Origin of the sequence: Psychrobacter vallis, from assembly GCF_904846715.1 — a bacterium.
Taxonomy (GTDB): Bacteria; Pseudomonadota; Gammaproteobacteria; order Pseudomonadales; family Moraxellaceae; genus Psychrobacter; species Psychrobacter vallis.
This window is the reverse complement of sequence record NZ_CAJHBU010000009.1, coordinates 66,496-84,314: the sequence shown is the minus strand read 5'-3', so window position 1 is coordinate 84,314 and position 17,819 is coordinate 66,496. Positions and strand designations below refer to the sequence as shown.

13 protein-coding genes are annotated in these 17,819 nt (G+C 43.8%); 5 read left to right on the top strand and 8 right to left on the bottom strand.

The features are described 5' to 3' along the window. Nucleotides 1–21: 21 nt before the first annotated feature. Nucleotides 22–1,050: an EF-P lysine aminoacylase EpmA gene (epmA, locus tag JMY02_RS07650; protein ID WP_201596858.1), complete on the top strand. Its 1,029-nt coding sequence runs from the start codon at nucleotides 22–24 to the stop codon at nucleotides 1,048–1,050. Nucleotides 1,051–1,348: 298 nt separating this feature from the next. Here the strand turns inward: epmA and JMY02_RS07645 are convergent, their stop codons facing one another. The 6 genes from JMY02_RS07645 to JMY02_RS07620 all read right to left on the bottom strand — a co-directional run bounded on the left by JMY02_RS07645 (nucleotide 1,349) and on the right by JMY02_RS07620 (nucleotide 6,641). Continuing rightward, nucleotides 1,349–1,987, bottom strand: a complete 639-nt coding sequence (locus JMY02_RS07645; protein WP_201596856.1) for an NAD(P)H-binding protein — start codon at nucleotides 1,985–1,987, stop codon at nucleotides 1,349–1,351. 224 nt (nucleotides 1,988–2,211) lie between these two features. After that, nucleotides 2,212–2,661, bottom strand: a complete 450-nt coding sequence (locus JMY02_RS07640; protein WP_021814375.1) for a YaiI/YqxD family protein — start codon at nucleotides 2,659–2,661, stop codon at nucleotides 2,212–2,214. Continuing rightward, complete coding sequence (locus JMY02_RS07635; protein ID WP_227678444.1) at nucleotides 2,661–4,034, bottom strand: 5-(carboxyamino)imidazole ribonucleotide synthase; 1,374 nt, start codon at nucleotides 4,032–4,034, stop codon at nucleotides 2,661–2,663. Before JMY02_RS07635 ends, JMY02_RS07640 begins: the two co-directional genes overlap by 1 nt. 119 nt (nucleotides 4,035–4,153) lie before the next feature. After that, a complete protein-coding gene (gene purE, locus JMY02_RS07630) occupies nucleotides 4,154–4,714 on the bottom strand; it encodes a 5-(carboxyamino)imidazole ribonucleotide mutase (protein WP_201596854.1) in 561 nt (186 codons plus the stop codon). Between the two features lie 138 nt (nucleotides 4,715–4,852). Continuing rightward, nucleotides 4,853–5,812, bottom strand: coding sequence for a metallophosphoesterase (locus JMY02_RS07625; protein WP_201596852.1), 960 nt, complete (start codon nucleotides 5,810–5,812; stop codon nucleotides 4,853–4,855). A 220-nt stretch (nucleotides 5,813–6,032) separates the two neighbouring features. Beyond that, complete coding sequence (locus JMY02_RS07620; protein ID WP_201596850.1) at nucleotides 6,033–6,641, bottom strand: rhomboid family intramembrane serine protease; 609 nt, start codon at nucleotides 6,639–6,641, stop codon at nucleotides 6,033–6,035. 237 nt (nucleotides 6,642–6,878) lie between these two features. Here JMY02_RS07620 and JMY02_RS07615 point away from each other — a divergent pair, with 237 nt between their 5' ends. Continuing rightward, nucleotides 6,879–8,498, top strand: a complete 1,620-nt coding sequence (locus JMY02_RS07615) for a hypothetical protein (RefSeq protein WP_201596841.1) — start codon at nucleotides 6,879–6,881, stop codon at nucleotides 8,496–8,498. 323 nt (nucleotides 8,499–8,821) lie between these two features. Next, on the top strand, nucleotides 8,822–10,429 hold the full coding sequence (locus tag JMY02_RS07610; RefSeq protein ID WP_201596839.1) for an OmpA family protein: 1,608 nt from the start codon (nucleotides 8,822–8,824) through the stop codon (nucleotides 10,427–10,429). A gap of 89 nt (nucleotides 10,430–10,518) precedes the next feature. Here JMY02_RS07610 and nagZ read toward each other — a convergent pair whose 3' ends face one another. Continuing rightward, a complete protein-coding gene (gene nagZ, locus JMY02_RS07605; RefSeq protein ID WP_201596837.1) occupies nucleotides 10,519–11,604 on the bottom strand; it encodes a beta-N-acetylhexosaminidase in 1,086 nt (361 codons plus the stop codon). Between the two features lie 510 nt (nucleotides 11,605–12,114). Between nagZ and JMY02_RS07600 the strand changes: the two genes are divergently transcribed. Beyond that, a complete protein-coding gene (locus JMY02_RS07600; RefSeq protein WP_201596927.1) occupies nucleotides 12,115–14,325 on the top strand; it encodes a carboxy terminal-processing peptidase in 2,211 nt (736 codons plus the stop codon). Between the two features lie 626 nt (nucleotides 14,326–14,951). On the opposite strand, the gene JMY02_RS07595 is transcribed toward JMY02_RS07600, so the two are convergent. Further along, a complete protein-coding gene (locus JMY02_RS07595) occupies nucleotides 14,952–15,437 on the bottom strand; it encodes an FKBP-type peptidyl-prolyl cis-trans isomerase (protein ID WP_021814365.1) in 486 nt (161 codons plus the stop codon). A gap of 333 nt (nucleotides 15,438–15,770) precedes the next feature. On the opposite strand from JMY02_RS07595, the gene JMY02_RS07590 reads away from it, so the two are divergent. Then, on the top strand, nucleotides 15,771–17,807 hold the full coding sequence (locus JMY02_RS07590; RefSeq protein WP_201596835.1) for a M61 family metallopeptidase: 2,037 nt from the start codon (nucleotides 15,771–15,773) through the stop codon (nucleotides 17,805–17,807). Nucleotides 17,808–17,819 lie beyond the last annotated feature (12 nt).

The window sequence follows — 17,819 nt, the reverse complement described above, 5'->3', positions numbered from 1 at the left end:
CGATAATTGCAGTAGATAATCATGAGCCAAGTAACCAATCTTTCTTTTTATCAACCAAATTATGCACCTACCATGTCTCTGGCTATGGCGCAGCAGCGTGCGCAATTTATCAATAGCATTCGCCAGTTTTTTATTGAGCGACAAGTATTAGAAGTGCAGACGCCATTACTATCACAAGCAGGTAATACTGATACTTTTTTGCAGTCAGTCGCCGCCCAAGTTACTTATCAAGACAAACCCCGTACTTACTATCTGCATACTTCGCCCGAGTTTGCCATGAAGCGTTTATTGGCCAGCTGGCACGTGCCTATCTATCAGATTTGTCCTGTGTTTCGAGACAATGAAATAGGCGTAAGACACAATATTGAATTCACTATGCTCGAATGGTATCAACCAAATTATAGCTTGGCTGATATGGCATCTGAGGTGGGAGAATTGTTAGAAGTGCTGTATGGTCATCCCATCGTGATGAATCACTATCGTTATGTCGATGCCTTTATGGATTTTGTTGGCATACATCCACTGACAGCGAGCCTATCTGCATTACAAGCAGTGGCAGAAGACAAGGGCTTGACTGGGTTTAATTTTAACAGCGAGGCCAACTGTGCCAACGATAGCGAAGAAGACCGTCGCCAAAGCTGGTTGGACTTGCTGTTTAGTCACGCGGTAGAGCCAAATTTGGGTCACAATTTGCCAACGTTAATCATAGAATATCCCCCTGCCACGGCAGCATTGGCAAAGACGGCGCTTGATAAAGATGGCAATGAAATTGCGAAGCGGTTTGAGCTATATATCAAAGGTATTGAGATTGCCAATGCCTATGATGAGCTGGCAGATGGACAAGCGTTGAGGAAGCGTTTTGAAAAAGATAACCAATTACGCCAGCGTCACAATTTACCAATAATGCCAGTAGATGAGCATTTGATTGCGGCGTCTGATGATTTAATACCTTGTAGCGGAATCGCTGTGGGGGTAGACAGATTGCTCATGGTAATCACAGGAGCAAGTAGCTTAGAATCGGTCATTCCTTTTCCAAGCGGCTTGGCTTAATCTGCTCTGATTCAAAACTTGATACAACAAAAGGCCACTTACCCCTCAGCTTATTTTAACTGGCTGAGTGATAAGTGGCCTTTTTATAAGCTCTTGTTACCGCTTAATTTTCTATAGTCAATGAAAAGTAAAATCGATACATCAATAGTCCTGTATTACTAGTATAAATTTTCCTCGCTTACTGTGCGCCTTGCACTCCAGAGGCTTCGAAACTTTCCGTTTAAAGATAAGCATCCCAGTAGCACTGTAGCAACTTTAAAGTACTTCCACTATAGCTGTTTATCTGTAATAAGCTGCGCTACACACTAGCGATAGCGTCTTTAATGGTGGTTTCACCGTTGTGCATATTAAACGCTTTTTTAATGGTATTACTGGCATTCAATACAGCAGCCAACGTGGTAGCGACATCTTCGATTGAGTTTTCACCAGAATCACCATCATTGATTACAATCTTACCAGTACCTGCACGCTCTTTTAGCGCACCTGGTTGTACGATTGTATAGTCAAGTGTGCTGTTATTGACTAACCATTGATCGGCATAATGCTTACAGATATAGTAGTCTTTTAGGTCTGCAATGCCAGGCGTGTCCCACTTACTGGTGTCTAATGAAAAAGCGGCACTGAGCATGATATAACGCTTGATGCCCTTGTCTTGTACTGCTTGAATGGTCTTAATCGCGCCATGTAAGTCAACTTCTAAGACATCCTTACCGCCAGAACCAGCAACAAAATACACCGTATCAATATCGTTGTTGATTTGGCTTTGAATGGTGTCTTTTTCAGTGGTGAGATCTAAATCCAGCTGGCTATAATTGTCATTATCAAATAAGGTTTTTGCCTGACGTGTGGTGCCAATAACCTGATGGTCATCTGCTAATAATTGCTTAACCAGTTCAGTACCTACACGACCACTTGCGCCAATCACTAAAATTTTCATAGTCATTCCTATTGTTATATACGTTGTCGATGTTCTAAAAATGTCTTTGTTTTAGAAACTGACCACAGCGTAACAAGAATAGGTGACACGCTTCGTGATGATACGTGCCGATTGCATAGTTTTTGGTTATAGAATGTATACCGTTTGCAAGGAAGCAAAGGGTTGGCTTGGGTAGGAAGGGTGCATTAACACATCACAATGTCAGATTTTAATTATAAAAGACACTAACGAACCAAGCGGTTTAAACCATCGGCAAACGCTTTTTTGTCACGGTCGCCGTAAGGTTTTTGTCCGCTCATTTCTTGTAGCTCTAGGACTCCCGTACCACGCATAGTATCCATAAAGTCGCGCATATTGAGCTTTTGCTTGATGTTGTTTTTATCGTAGACCATACCGCGTGTCGTCAATACCATGCCGCCTTTGTCCAAAATATCATTGGCCAAAGGAATATCGCTGGTGATAGCAAGGTCACCCGGTTGTATCTGCTCTACGATATAATCATCTGCCTTATCAAACCCTGACGGCACCACTGTCATGACGAGCAGCGGTGACTTACGCAGTTTAATCGGCTGATTGGCGACGAATATCGCCATTGTTTGTGTGCGTTCAGCGGTTTTGATAATCAAGTCTTTGGCGATCAATGGCACTGAATCCGCATCCACCCAAATCTGCATTATTTCTTAGCCTTATTGACTTTTGCCTTAGCATTTACCGTCTTATCTTTCAGGTTGTCGTCAGTAGTGATTTTGCTGACCTCAGTAATTTCACTGTTTACCAAAGATTTTTCAGCTTCAGCTTCAGTAGCAGTAGGAATATCTAATGCTTTTGGCTGATTATCAGTAGTTGATTTTTTATCAAGACCAACTTTATTGGGCAGTACGGCGATGAGTTTGGCTAACGCAGGTTCCAAGTCAGCCACATCATTTGGCATCAAGGTAATGTGGGCAATTTTACGGTCGTCACGTTCGGCTTTATGATAGCTATGATAGTGCGCGCCATCGATATTTAGCACGGCGCTGATGTCAGGGTATTGTCCCAAGACATTGAGCATAATGGCTGGATGGACGTTGTCGGTATCACCTAATGGCAGATTGACGACGGCACGAATGTGATTTTCAAATTGGCTAGTAACGGCACCTTCGATACTCCAATGCCCAGAGTTGTGTACACGCGGGGCAATCTCATTAGCCAGTAACGCCTCATGACCGCGCGCATCTTTGGTTACAAATAGCTCTAGCGCCATGACACCGACATAGCCCAAATGATTCATGATCTTGGTGATCGCATCGGTTGCTTGCTGAAATAAGTGACTGGTGCCAACCGCAGGTGCTTGAGTTTTGGCTAAAATACCATGATGATGATGATTTTCTACCAAATCATAGCAACGAACCTGACCGTGTTGTCCTCGAACCGCAATGATAGAAACTTCACGGCTAAAGTTGATAAAGCCTTCGGCAATCAAAGGTGCTGGCGTTGGCGTAAGTGCGCCTTGACCACTGACGGCGTCTTTTAGCTCATGCCAAGCGGCCTTGATATCAGCGGCTTGTTTGATGACAAACTGCCCTTTGCCGTCGTAACCACCGCGGCTGGTCTTTAGGACAATCGGTAGTCCCAATTCCTGACAAGCCTGCTGTAATTCTGCTTCAGAGTTGACGGCCATAAAGGGAACAGTTGCGATATCTAAAGTATTAAACATCTGCTTTTCTTTTAGACGATCTTGTGCGATATCGAGAGCAAGCAGCGGCGGAAACATACCTTGTTTGCTAGCAGATTTTGATAAATCGGTCAGCTGCTCGACCGTCGCGGTTGGCGTGTTTTCAAACTCTAGCGTAAAAACATCTGCTGCTTCAATAAATGCTGCCAATTCTTCACTGCGAAAGACGCGTCCATATAAGCTCGCAGGGCAATCGGCAGTGTCTTCTAAAAACACACATTGATAGCCTAAAGGTATGGCGGCTTCGGCCAGCATCATACCAAGCTGACCACCACCTAAAATACCGATGGTACGAATGGTTTGGGTAATAGGGTAAGCGTTCGCTGTAGTCATGGCAGGCTCTTTGAATAAAAATGAATAAGGTTTTGGTGTATCAAAATCTAAAGATGACGCTATCAAAATAGGAAAAGGTGCACTGTAGGCACCTTATATTTGTGAATATCAAACACGCTCTAACCATTGATGATGCCGGGCGTTGGACTGGCAAGAATGGTTTCGGTTTGTGCCTTGCGCAAATTATCCAGCTTAGCAGCGATTGATTCATCATGCAAAGCGAGGACTTGAATAGCAAGGAGGGCAGCATTGTAAGCGCCTGCCGTACCAATCGCTAACGTCCCAACAGCAACCCCTTTAGGCATTTGCACGATAGACAGTAAGCTATCCCACCCACTGAGCATAGAGGATTTGACTGGTACACCAAAGACCGGTAGCGGCGTTTGGCTGGCACACATGCCGGGCAGATGAGCGGCACCGCCTGCACCAGCGACGATCACTTGTAAGCCATTATCTTTCGCGCTTTTGGCATAATCAAACAATCGGTCAGGGGTTCGATGGGCTGAGACCACTTCACACGCAAAAGCAATATCAAAGTCTGCTAGCAACTGTGCAGCCGCGCTCATGGTTGCCCAATCGGACTGTGAACCCATGATAATGCCGACTTTTGCTTGACCAGCAGGAGAGGTGATAGGTTCGTTTTGCTCAACGGTATCGATGGTGGCCGATGTAGTGCTCATGCTGTGATATCCCCAAAAAGACCATCATACAAAAATTTTGCCGCCTTCGTAAAGTCAAGTTTGATTTTTAATCACAAAGCGTAATGAATAGTGCGGGTTTTCTTTATTTAGCGGCACGTCATAATAGTTGTACGTCTTTTATCTAGAATCAACCATATCATGACGGTATTGCACAAAGTCACTGGGTGTTAATGGCAAAGGTTGCTCAGTATCGAGCTGATAACAAGTCAGATAACCACTGTCTACCGCTGCCGAATAATCGGTACAAACGACTTGCGGGCTAAGTGGTTTAGGCATACCCGTCAGCCAATAATGTCCGACAAACACAGGCTTATCAGTCTTAAGCGCAAAGTCGATGTTTTCAGCCAGCACATCGCTTGGGATTTGTGCCAATGCAGATAAAGGTGCTCGTGCAACCTCATGGAACGTGCGTTTGTTCAGATTCTCAAGCCACCAGCAGACTCTTACTCGCGTACGCTTAGTGCCTTCTTTATCGATCATTACAATCCCATCAGGCAGCGCCGTTTCCACGCCTTTTAGTACCCGCTCTAGCGCGTCAAACGGTACGGTGTTTTCTTGAGAAGTGACTGTCAGGCCATGCGGTGTTAGACGATTATCCTCTGTCAGTAATGGCTTTAGTATCGCCATGCTATCGACATCCCAGCAGGCATGTACAAAGCACGCACAGTCAGTCTCAAGCCATAACGGCAGTTCATAAAGGCGCTGTAGCCAATATTTATGACCGTCTGAACCAAATGGCAATTCGGCCAAAAACGCCTCATGTTGGCGCACGTGTACCTCATTGTGTGAGCGCAAATACTGCTTGGTATTATGGGGATCAAGCGTGGCAAAGGCTAGCGCATTGTACTCGTGATTGCCCATTATGGCATCGGCCACATCAGCATCCAACATGGCAAAGACGATCTCCAAAGTGGCGACCTGCTGCGGGCCACGATCAATCAAATCACCAATAAATAACGCTCGATGACCAGCTGGCGGCACAAAGTGTTGGCCATTGTGACGATAGCCCAACTGCTGTAGCAGACCTGTCAGTTTGTCTGCGTAGCCATGAATATCACCGATAATGTCTATAATCATAATAAACTATCAAATCTCAATGGATAAAAATGCGAAAAAAGTGAGGTAACGTTCTAAAAATATAGTCAATCCAGAATAAAAATATCACAGCTATTAATTGTGTTCTACTGGGGTAAATTTTCCTCGCTGGCTGTTCGCAAGCGTGACAGATGCTTCATAAAATTTACCCCAGCAGAACGTTAACCTTTTTAAAGTGAACCAACTATCATAGAGATATTTTCTAAAAACCAGGCGACAATAGCGCATTGATAAAGTGTGGCAGTACTTTTGGCTCTAGAATAATCGTGGCTATCACGCCAAATCCACCGCCCCACAGGTGAGCCATGTGATTGATGTTTGAGCCGCCACGTTTGTCAGCGTAAATACTATAAGCAACGTAAGCCACGGCGAATAGTATCGCAGGAATAGGAATAATGGCAAACAGGTAGATTTTTTCCCATGGCGCCAATAAAATAAAAGCAAACAGTACAGCCGATACACCGCCTGACGCACCAAGACTTAAGTAGCTAGCATTATTTTTGTTCTTAATATAGCTTGGAATCATCGCAATGATAATGGCCAACACGTAAAAAACCACAAAACCATAACCGAATAAAAATGGCTGATACAAGCCTTCAATAGCACGACCAAAAAAGTATAAGGTGAACATATTGAAAAGCAGATGCATACTATCAGCATGAATAAAACCATGCGTCACAAAACGATCCCACTGGCCGTTGTTTACCGCCGGTGGATAAAAAATAAATCGATTGAATAACGCCTTGTTTTGCCATGCCAATAAGCTGACAATAACCGTAATTATAATGATAAGGGTCGTATGGTTAAACAAAGAAAATCCTTAGGCTGAGCCTGATATATGACAAAATGATGCATTTTTATGCTTTTATGGTGAATAATATAGCAGGGTATCAAGAAATGTGAGTAATGCTTCGTATCTTAATGATAATGATAGGCAGATAATAAAAATATCTTAAAATACAGCAGCTATAAATACAATAAACCATCCATTTTTTTACAGAGTCATTCTTTTATAGATTAAATGGTAGGCCGAAAGAGGCAGTCAGCTATGAGTATTATCGACCAATTAGAAAAAACTGTCACGCCAGCGGTACTGGGTGACAAAAGAAATAATGTGGCCTATGTTAGTCTACTTGAGCAGTTTTATGCCATTTTAGCCGCGCGCTTAGCATTGCCACAGGTTTATTCACAGCTCATTCGTGACGATCAAATGATAGTTACTGATAGCGTTAGAGAAAGCTCATTGTTTGAACAGCTGTGGCTAGACCCAAGTATGCAGCAGGTTATTGTCCAAGAGCTGGCGGCCACCCATCATATTGATGAGCTGACCACGTCACAGTTGCTTATTAACACAGCGCCATTGGCTTATCATGAACTCAAAGTATTGGCCAATGGTCAATTTCTGCCAGCGTTCTTGCAGGTAGAGCAGACCGCACTGCGTCAGTATCTACCAGTCTGGGCAGCACCCGTGATTATCGCTGCCCAAAGCTTCAGTGATAAATTAGCTTCAAATATCGCGTCAGAGATTAATACCATCACAAGAAATGAGACGTCTTTAGACGGCACTTATGAGGCTGCCGTAGATAAAAGAGAAATATATACTACAGACATAGCCGAATCGACAGCGCCTTATGTAGGAGGTGTTGATCTAGAAAAACCCAATACCTCTCTACCTGATAGCTCTCTACCTCATACCCATCTAAATACCGATGCGATTCATGCCAACCCATCAGCACATCATTGGGCGGAAAATAACAGCATGAAGCACGAAAAAATTCGCACCCGCAATCAACGCAATGATCTACTGGTGCGAGTATTTTTATTAATAGTAGCTTTGGCTGCTATGGCACTTGCTGCTTGGGCAATATTTATCCGACCCAATAACGTTCCACCTGTAGAGCCTGTAGTGGTAGCGCCTGCACCAGAACCGCCAGCAACAGTAATGATGCCAGTCGAGCTGATCGTTGGCGTAGACAACAGTGGCAATCTATCTAGCTGTAGCGCCACTGTCGGGGATGAAGCACTGCAAGGCACCTTGCAACAGGCGCTGAATGCAAGCTTCGGTGAGCAAGCAAGCCGTTGTGAATTGACCGTACAGGCAGAGGTCGCCAATACCATCGCTAACTTGCCAGCAGAGGTGTTGCCCAATGTCTTCACTATGCTCAGATCGATGCCATTTGCACGTCTGCATTTGCAAAACGACCGCCTCACGTTGGCAGCGCCAGATAACTCGCTACTGCAACGACTGGTCACAGACATACGCGCTTTGGTGCCAGCTATGACAATCGATAGCGCTGCGCCACTACCATTGCCTAATAGTGGCGATACAATAAATGATATGGCCAGTATGAATGGCATGAACCCGCAGTTTGAGAACGGTGGTATACCCCCGAATAATGAGTATGGCAATAACTACAATGGCGGCGAGTCTGCAGAGTACCAAGCGCCAGATGATAATACGGGTGATCGTGTTATACCTGCGCCCAATAACAGTGGTTTTAACAACAACGCTAGCAATGCTCCCACTAATCTTTCTAGCAATATCCCGACAAATAATACATCTATAAATAATGCACCGACCAGACCTTCAGGTCCTATTTCACAATCGGAAGTAGACGAGATGGCTAGTAGCGTGTTTGTTGCAGAACCAGCGCAAGTGAGACAATAGTTGTTTTCGCGCATCTAAATGACTATCGCTGTAGGGTATGTCTGTCATCGCCAGTTGTTGATATGTTAGTGACTTGTACTTAAGCTCTCTTTTGGTTACGTGTCATTACTGAAACATTACCTAACATATCATTTGCACAACAACGTGTAAATTGTGAATCCGCGCTTAATAATTTTATAATAATAACGGTTAAATATAGCTTTTGACGGCTTTGACTGTCATGGCTCTATCTTATTTTGGCGTTTTTATATCAGAATTGTGTATTGTGATGCATTTCTTGGTACTCAAATTATATTAATAAATATGAATGGAGAAATTATATTATGGATATTATCCAGCATTTGACACGGACCGTCAGTCCAGCCGTATTAGGGGACGATCATAACCCAGCTAAGCAAAATCTACTTGAGCAATTTTATGCTATTTTTGCGGCACGCCTTGCTGACAAAGAGACTTACGGACGTTTTGCCAATGAAAATATTGCTCGTGATGATCAAGGGTTTTATGACCGCGTTTGGACAGATGGTTCGCACCGCGACCAGATCTCTCGTGAATTGGCGAGTGAACACAATGTCGATACCACGGCAGCACGTGGTCTAACGGCTATGGCAGCGCCACTTGCTTTTCATGAAATTAAGAGTCTGGCAGGTAGCACGCCAGTGCCGCAGTTTCTAAACGAAAATCGTACTAACTACGAAAACCATATACCTGCATGGGCAAGTACTGTATTGCCAGTAGGCGCAGGTGCATTGGCAGGTGAGCGCATTTCTGACACCGTTAGTACCACGCCACTCGTACGTGAAGAAGAAGAAAAAGGTAGCTTTATGAAAGCGCTGCTACCTATTATTGGTTTAATTATTTTAGGTGCGTTGGCTTGGGCACTGCTGCGAGGTTGCCAAGATAATCCCGAACCTGTTGCCACCCCAGCAGTCGTCGAGGAGCAAGTCGTTGAAGACACTGAAACTGACATGGCCATCGCTTCTGATATCGAGCCTGCGTCGTTACGTATCGCAATGGGTGAAGACAATACTCTATACGCTTGCCGTATGAATGTGGGGGATGAAGTGTTACAGACCAACGTCATGAATGCCCTAAGCAGTGCATTTGGTGAAGAAGCCAATAAATGTCGCGCAGATGTAGATGATAGCTTTGCGGTAGATATGCCAGCAGCAGCGCAACTCGCAACCATATTACCTATTGTTAAAAATGTACCAAACGCTAGTATGATTATTAAAGGCGATAACATTACCGTTAACGCGCCAGATGCGGCCGTCTTGGATCAGTTAGTGACTGATTTACAGGCAGCAGCACCATCGATGACAGTACAAGCAGAAGGTCCACTAGATTTACAGGGTGAAATCGACGACAGTGTAGCGGCAGCCGATGTCGCTATCGCAAACCTTGGAGAGAACCCTGATCCACGTGATGTTGCTCGTGCCTTAAGCATCCAAGTGATTAATTTTGAGCTGGACGAAGCTGAAATTCCTGAAGTGAACAAAGCTTTTCTTGACCGAGCTGCTAAAATAATGGCTGAAGTACCAGATTTAAATCTGATGATTATCGGTCATACGGATAAGCAAGCATCCAATGCTTACAACATGGAGCTGTCTCGTGAACGTGCTGAAGCTGTCAAACAGTATTTAGTGTCTCAAGGTATAGACGCAAGTAAATTGTCTACAAAAGGCATGGGTGAAACAGATCCTATCGCTGATAACTCAACAGAACAAGGCCGTTTCCTTAACCGCCGTATTGAGTTTATGGTCAATGATGGCACGGTCAATGCTGCTGATGATATGACCATCGGTAATAATACCTCAGGCAATGACAATACATTTGATCCCGATCTCAATCCGCTCGATGGTAATAATGATGACGTGTTACCAGATGGTGATGATCCGACGCAAGGTACTGCATTAGACCCAGCGAACTAATTTATTATCGTTTATTTGAAAATCTCAGATACTCGTCAGTTAATAAAAAACCGCCTCCTTAATAGGAAGCGGTTTTTTTTGGCAAATAACTATTGATAGTTGGTGGGGTCTACTGACTTAGTAGGTTCAGTGACAGTCTCAGTTGAAGATTGAGTATCAAAGAAAGTCTGAGTGATGTTTTGTTTTGCTTGTTGCCAATAATCAAACTGCTGGCAAGTAGACTCAAGAGTGCCTTGCCATACAGGAATATTACCGCACATGGTCTTGATGCGATTTTGATTGGGATAAGGCAGCTCCTGTGCTGCTTCTGCCGCTTCGTGAGCCGCGACGCGATCATTACATACCAGTGCAATATCACAACCTGCCTCAATCGCAGCTTTTACGCGAGCGCTGACATCACCTGCCATTTTTGCTCCTGCCATCGATAAGTCATCAGAGAAAAGCACACCGTCGAATTTAAGATGCTTACGAATGATGTCTTTTAGCCAGATTTTAGAAAACCCTGCGGGCTTATTATCTACTTGCGAAAAAATCACATGCGCTGGCATGAGGGCATCTAGCCATGGCAAGGTTTGGGCAAATGGCTGCATGTCACTATTGATGATTTCATCTAAGCTGCGTGTATCGATGGCTTCTGACACATGCGAATCAGGCGCAATAGCGCCATGACCGGGGAAATGTTTGCCAGTAGTCGCCATCCCTGCGGCTTTCATACCGCGCATAAACTGAGTTGCTAGCGCAGTAATGGCTTGTGGCTCATGATGAAAGCTGCGATCGCCGATGACTTGGCTAACACCGTCTCTATCAAGCACAGGCGCAAAGCTTAGATCAATACCGACCGCCAGTACTTCGGTTGCCATCAAATAGCCACAGTCATAAGCGCAGTTCAATGCTCGGTTTGGATCTTGGTTGAATAAGTTGCCAAGTCTACCCATAGCGGGTAAGGGAGTAAAGCCCTCGCGCAAGCGTGCAACGCGGCCGCCCTCTTGATCAACCCCAATCAATATATCAGGATTGTGATAACGTATGTCATCGCACAATGCTCGCACTTGCGCGGCATTGGCGACGTTACGCGCAAACAATATCACGCCACCGACTTGGGCTTGTTTGATCAAGCTCACATCTTCAGCAGTCAGTGCGGTACTATCGATATCAATCATTAAAACGCCGTACATAGCGTAATCCTTATAGTGTTATGCTGTGTTGTATTATAAATTGAATGAACAAGAGCGCATAAAAGTAATCTTTTTGTCTCGTATCATGATTGCTTTATTATGACATTTATTATTAATGTCGCATAATCTGATGGCGGCATCGATTAAAATTTGGCTGTTATTGGCTGTTAATAGAAGAAAAACAGTGACAATAAATATGACAGAAAGTTTGGTATGCGCCAGCGTAGCGTGTAATATTGCTTATACAGATTGAGACATTTTTGTATTTATCCCCATGCTACTATTGACTGATTTTTAATAATATATTGACCGCCAGTAAAGACAATTAAAAACCATGATTGAATCAAAACGACTTAAATAAAGACGAACGATAACTAAGACCACATAGACAATACTAAATATAGAATGATTTGAATGAAAAATAGTATTTACGAGCAATAAGTGATTCGATGATTTTTAACTTTGATCAAACCCCTAATACTATTAACTTAAAATAACTAGGTATATATGATGAAAAAACAACCAGCTCAGTGGTTACTCAGTGCAGCGTCAGTGGGTATCGCTGGTATTATTCTTACCCAAAGCTATGGTACAGCAGTGGCTGACACCAATACAGAGGGTTTTGTCCAGACTCCTGAACAAAAAGTCACCACTCGCCAAGTTGCGGCTTTATTGGATCGTAGTCACTATCTCAATCAGCCATTAGACAGTGAGACGGGTAGTGAGATCTTGTCGATGTATATTGATAGCCTTGATCCCAACCATACGCTGTTTTTGCAGTCCGATGTCGATGAATTTAAGAAAAAATACGCCGCTGATTTCGGTGCTAGGCTCAAACGTGGCGATTTATCGGCGGGGGTAGAGGTGTTTGAACGCTACCGCAAACGCTCAAACGAGTACTTTGCCATTGCAAGTAAAATGCTAAAAACGGATATCGATTTGACTGGTAATGACACTATCGTGCTTGACCGTGAAAAGCTCAGTCATTTTAAGACCAAAAAAGAGCAGCGTGATTATTGGGCGCGGCAACTGAAATTTCAGTTAATGAGCATCACGTTGGGTCAAGAAGATGAAAAGGCCAAAGAAAAAGTATTTTTAAGCAATCCAGACATCACTCGCGGGCAGGACTTGGTTCGTAACGATCAGCGTACTCCCAGTGAGATTTTACAAAATCGTCTGTCGCGGCAGCAAGAACAGTTTGCTCGTCTCACCAATGATGAGATTATGGAAACCGTATTAAATACAGCGATGCTGACGTATGACCCGCACAGTAATTACTATGCGCCAGTTCAAGCAAATGAATTGCAAATCCAATCCAGTCTACAATTAGAAGGAATCGGAGTTTCTATTCGTCCTGACCGCAAAAACCCTGACTATACTCGTATTGTGACCTTGGTAGAAGGTGGGCCAGCGGCTAAGTCTGGTCAGATTAAGCCCAATGATCTGATTATTGGTATCGCCAAAGACGGTGAGAACATGACCGATGTGGTTGGCTGGTCAACGCGTGAGATCGTCAGTCTGATTCGTGGTAAACGTGGCACATCAGTGACAATAAAAGTACGTCAGCCCAATGCTCCAGATGCCAGCGCTCGTAATGTTACAGTGGTACGCGATATTATTCAGCAAGAAGAGTCTGGTGTGACCCATCGCGTCGTAGAAGTACAGCGTCCTAATATCGACCAAACGCCAAAACGCATTGGCGTCCTTGAAATACCAAGCTTTTATTTGAATTATCAAGCACGTCGTAATGGGGAAGAGTACCGTAGCGTCAGCATCGATACCGAAAAAGCATTAAAAGAATTGAACAAAGAAAATATTGATGGACTGGTGGTGGATCTGCGTAACAATCCTGGTGGTTCACTGGATGAAGTTGCTAAAATGCTTGGTTTCTTTATTAAGAGCGGACCAATGGTGCAAATCCGTGACAATCGCGGCAATATTCAAGTTTACCGTGATAATGACGGCGGCGCGCAGCTTTATGACGGCAAAATGACTGTTATTACCAACTTAGCCTCTGCGTCAGCCAGTGAGATCTTTGCCGCTGCGATTCAAGATTATGGTCGTGGATTGGTCGTCGGTAGCACGACAACGGGGAAAGGCTCTGCGCAAATTCAGCTGGATAATTTGGCTTTGGGTTCGGCTACATTGACTCAGCGTAAGTTCTACCGTGTCACTGGCGGTAGTACACAGAACAAAGGGGTTGTACCTGACGTTGAATTGGTCAATATTTACGATGATGCCACCTTTGGTGAGCGTGCGCAGAAAAAAGCCCTGCCTTGGGACACTATCAGAACTTCGCCTTACAAGCCTGAAGGCAAGTTCACTGACGATACACTAGCGACCCTTAATCAGCAGTCCAAAATTCGCCAAGAGCAAAACCCACAGTTTGTATATTTATCGGCACTCAATGACATCCGTGACATGGACGATGAGAAAAAATCCATCAATCTAGATATCAATAGCCGCCGAGCCAAGATGCAGCTGATCGAAAAGCGTTCATTAGAAGCAGAAAACAAACGTCTCATCGCCATGGGTGAGCGCCCATATTCGAATTGGAATGTGTATCAAGCAGCAATGGATGCAAAATTTGAAGAACGTAGTCGCATGAAAGCCGCTGAGCGCCCAGAGTTACCAGAAGATGAAGCTTTTATCAATGAAGCGGCTTATCTCATGCTGAGCGCTGAACCCACAGCGTTGCTGAGTCCTGAAGAGAAGCTATAGTCGACTCTAAATAAAACAGAACCATTATTATAGAAAAACTGAACAGTGCAAATTCCAAGAGAATCCATGTAAGCATATGCTTACATGGATTGACGTTCAGACCTCTTACCAACCCTCGCTCAATCTGCGATTATAACTGTACGGCATGATTGAACGAAACGGTTCATTGATACTAGGGATTGGTATCTTAAAGGTCGTATCAGGGATAGATGATTTGTTACTTAGGGATGATAAGGCTGGAAGCCTGTCAGTTATGAGATACTCCGGGATTAAGTATCATGTAACGTTAACATGGATGGTTAGTAATAAAAGCCTTATAACGCTTGTCGTTATAAGGCTTTGTTATGTCTGTGGAACAATTATTAATGGGTAGAACTATCAATCATACCAACCCCAAAAGATGATTGGCTGTTCCAAACTTGCTTAATCTACAACGCGTAGTACTTGCACTCGTCTTTCTTAAAAAGAATCTGCAAGACTGGGATAAGTTTTTTGTAGCCTCTGTCTGTAAAGTCACGCAAGCACAAAAAAAGGTCAGCAGCCAAAGCCACCAACCTTTTTAGCATTGTCAATAAGATCAATAATAATCTATTGCCTAACGCTTTCTCACCATGCTCTAAAAGAGATTAGTGCTCAACGCCACCAGCGCCATGTACATGGCCATGGTTTAGTTCATCTTCAGTTGCCGCACGTACTTCTTGGATTTCAACATCAAACGTTAAACGCTTACCAGCCAAAGGATGGTTGGCATCAACAGTCACTTCTTTGTCATTTACATCAGTAACAGTAACTAGCATTACTTGGCCACCAGCTTCTGACTGAAACTGCATACCAGGTTGGATATCATCAACGCCTTGGAAGTTATCACGTGGTACATGTTGTACCGCTTGCTCTTGGTATTCGCCATAACCGTCAGCAGGTTCAACAACGGCATTGACTTTTTCGCCAGCAGATTTGCCTTCTAACTGTTGCTCAAGGCCTGGAATGATGTTGCTATGGCCATGCAAATAAGCAAGAGGCTGACCTTCTGGTGATTGGTCAAGAATGTTACCTTCGTCATCTTTTAGAGTGTAATTGAATGTGACGGCTGTGTCTTTTGCGATAGTAGTCATAAATTATCCTAAATATATATCTATGTAAAAATTAAATACGGTTGCAATAAACCTAAAAAATCCAATTGGCAAGCCAAATAGGCGCGTCATTAGTCAATTATCATCAGTTTATTCAAGTAACTTTAGCAGTTAGCCTCTTTAATTGCGATGGGTCATATAACTTTCAAGGTAAAAACAATAAAAAATGCCATTTAATACTGATAAATGTCATATTTTACTAAAATAAACGCTATTTTCTGTGTTTTGGTGATGATTATGATGTATTCACGGTTTGTCCGTTGCGTTTTCGAAGCGGGGCTTTTACCATAAAGGTAAAAATAAGGATAAAAAGACATGACTTCAACTTCTAATACCCAGTCAACGAATGCCAATACACTCGATACGAATACCAAAATAGCGGCTGATATCAGCTATCGATTCGATTTTGAGCGTTTTTTTGAGCATTTGGTTGATGTATCGCTTACCTTTATGGCAACGACAGACGCGCCTCAGCTTTGGTTGCCAGCATGGATACCGGGCAGTTATTTGATGCGTGAGTTTGCTCGAAATATTACTGCGGTACATTATCAAATAACGGAGGGCGATAAAAAGTCTGAGACATATCGCGCCCACAAAATAAATAAAAATACGTGGCAGTTACCGCAAGCAAAGCTAGGACAGGCCGTAAACGTGGTGTATGAAGTCTATTGTTATGATTTATCAGTGCGTACCGCTTATGTCGATCAGCAGCGCTTGTATGGGAACTTTACTTCTTTGGCATTGGCAGTCGATGGGCAAGAAAAAAAACCAGTAAAAGTAAACTTGGTTGTGCCAGCAGCGTTTTTGGCAGGCAAGGATGAAAGTCGTGTACTTTTGGCATGTGGCCTACCGTCCACTCATTTGCGTGTTGATGAGCAGCACAGCGATGGTCACGACAACAATGTTCAAGACAACAACGTTGAGTACAATGGCGTTCAAGATAACAATAATAAGCATAGCTATGGGCTACAGGCAGACAGTTATCACGAATTGATTGATTATCCTTTTGAAATGGCAGAACAAGATAGCTTTGATTTTATTGTTCATGATAGTGCGCATCAAACTCTACCGCATAAATTTTACCTCTCAGGTAAGCACAATGCCAATATGGGCAGATTACAGCAAGATGTGACAAAGATTTGCCAGAGCTATTTAGATTGGCTGGGTGACGCGCCATTTCAGGATTATACTTTTATGACGTTTGCCAGTGGTCAGGATTATGGTGGTCTTGAACATATCAACTCCACCAGTTTGATTACGCCGCGTCGTGACTTGCCCAGTATTGATGAACCAAAGCTACCAAGTGCTGACTATCAGCGATTTTTGGGACTGTGTAGCCATGAGTACTTTCATTCATGGTGGGTCAAAACCGTGCGTCCAGATGTCATGTTAGACGTGGATTTGCGCCATGAAGCATACACGCCACTGCTATGGGTGTTTGAGGGATTTACTTCGTATATCGATGACTTTATGTTGCAAGCATCAAATGTGATTGATAAGCCAAGCTATCTTAAGTTGCTGTCTGAACAAATCAACCGTTACTATCAAACCTCAGGTCGCGCGCACCAAAGCGTCGCCGAGTCGAGCTTTGATGCGTGGATTAAACTGTACCGCAGTGATGAAAATACAGGCAACGCGGGTATCAGTTATTATAATAAAGGCGCGCTCGTCGCACTATGTTTGGATTTGACCTTGTTGCAAAAGAGTGCTGGTCGCTACCGTTTGTTTGATGTGGTTAAGGCGTTTTATACTCAAGCCAAACAAAATGACAATAAACGTATCGGTATCAGTAATGCTGATATGGGTGTGGTGATTGGGCAGTTTATGCCACTGGTAGAATGGGAGGACTTTGAGCGTCGTTATGTCAATGGCGTTGAAGAGTTGCCCATCGAAGCATTGCTGGCAGCAAACGGTATTAAGATGCGTAGCAATACCAAAGAGACGGCTGATAAGCACGTGCCTTGGGGGATACGATGTACTGAAACACCAGCGGGACTCAAGGTTAATCGCGTGCAGCGTGCAAGCGTGGCTGCCAAAGCCGGACTCTCGGCGCATGATGTCATTATTGCAATTGACGGTATCAAAGCAGACAATAAACAATTGGCCTTACTGAGTAATGTAGAGCGCGACGTTGAATGTTATTTCTTTCGCCGTGATGAGCTAATGTCTGTCCATGTGCAGCCTCAAGCCGCTATGGAGGCACAGCAAGGCATTACCGGTCTCAATGCTAGTATGGAAACGGTATTCCCTCATAAAGTCAGCCTACATTTAACACAATGCAGCACAACCTCAAAGGATAATGAACATCCACAAGTAAAAGCAAATTGGGAGACTTGGCTGAATGGCTGTTAATGTCATGGAGCG

Excerpts from the sequence above, each read along its gene's own strand:
- JMY02_RS07635 (WP_227678444.1), bottom strand. The coding sequence starts at position 4,034 with ATGACTACAGCGAACGCTTACCCTATTACCCAAACCATTCGTACCATC.
- purE (WP_201596854.1), bottom strand. The coding sequence starts at position 4,714 with ATGAGCACTACATCGGCCACCATCGATACCGTTGAGCAAAACGAACCT.
- JMY02_RS07640 (WP_021814375.1), bottom strand. The coding sequence starts at position 2,661 with ATGCAGATTTGGGTGGATGCGGATTCAGTGCCATTGATCGCCAAAGAC.
- JMY02_RS07625 (WP_201596852.1), bottom strand. The coding sequence starts at position 5,812 with ATGATTATAGACATTATCGGTGATATTCATGGCTACGCAGACAAACTG.
- nagZ (WP_201596837.1), bottom strand. The coding sequence starts at position 11,604 with ATGTACGGCGTTTTAATGATTGATATCGATAGTACCGCACTGACTGCT.
- JMY02_RS07590 (WP_201596835.1), top strand. The coding sequence starts at position 15,771 with ATGACTTCAACTTCTAATACCCAGTCAACGAATGCCAATACACTCGAT.
- JMY02_RS07645 (WP_201596856.1), bottom strand. The coding sequence starts at position 1,987 with ATGAAAATTTTAGTGATTGGCGCAAGTGGTCGTGTAGGTACTGAACTG.
- epmA (WP_201596858.1), top strand. The coding sequence starts at position 22 with ATGAGCCAAGTAACCAATCTTTCTTTTTATCAACCAAATTATGCACCT.
- JMY02_RS07600 (WP_201596927.1), top strand. The coding sequence starts at position 12,115 with ATGAAAAAACAACCAGCTCAGTGGTTACTCAGTGCAGCGTCAGTGGGT.
- JMY02_RS07610 (WP_201596839.1), top strand. The coding sequence starts at position 8,822 with ATGGATATTATCCAGCATTTGACACGGACCGTCAGTCCAGCCGTATTA.
- JMY02_RS07615 (WP_201596841.1), top strand. The coding sequence starts at position 6,879 with ATGAGTATTATCGACCAATTAGAAAAAACTGTCACGCCAGCGGTACTG.
- JMY02_RS07595 (WP_021814365.1), bottom strand. The coding sequence starts at position 15,437 with ATGACTACTATCGCAAAAGACACAGCCGTCACATTCAATTACACTCTA.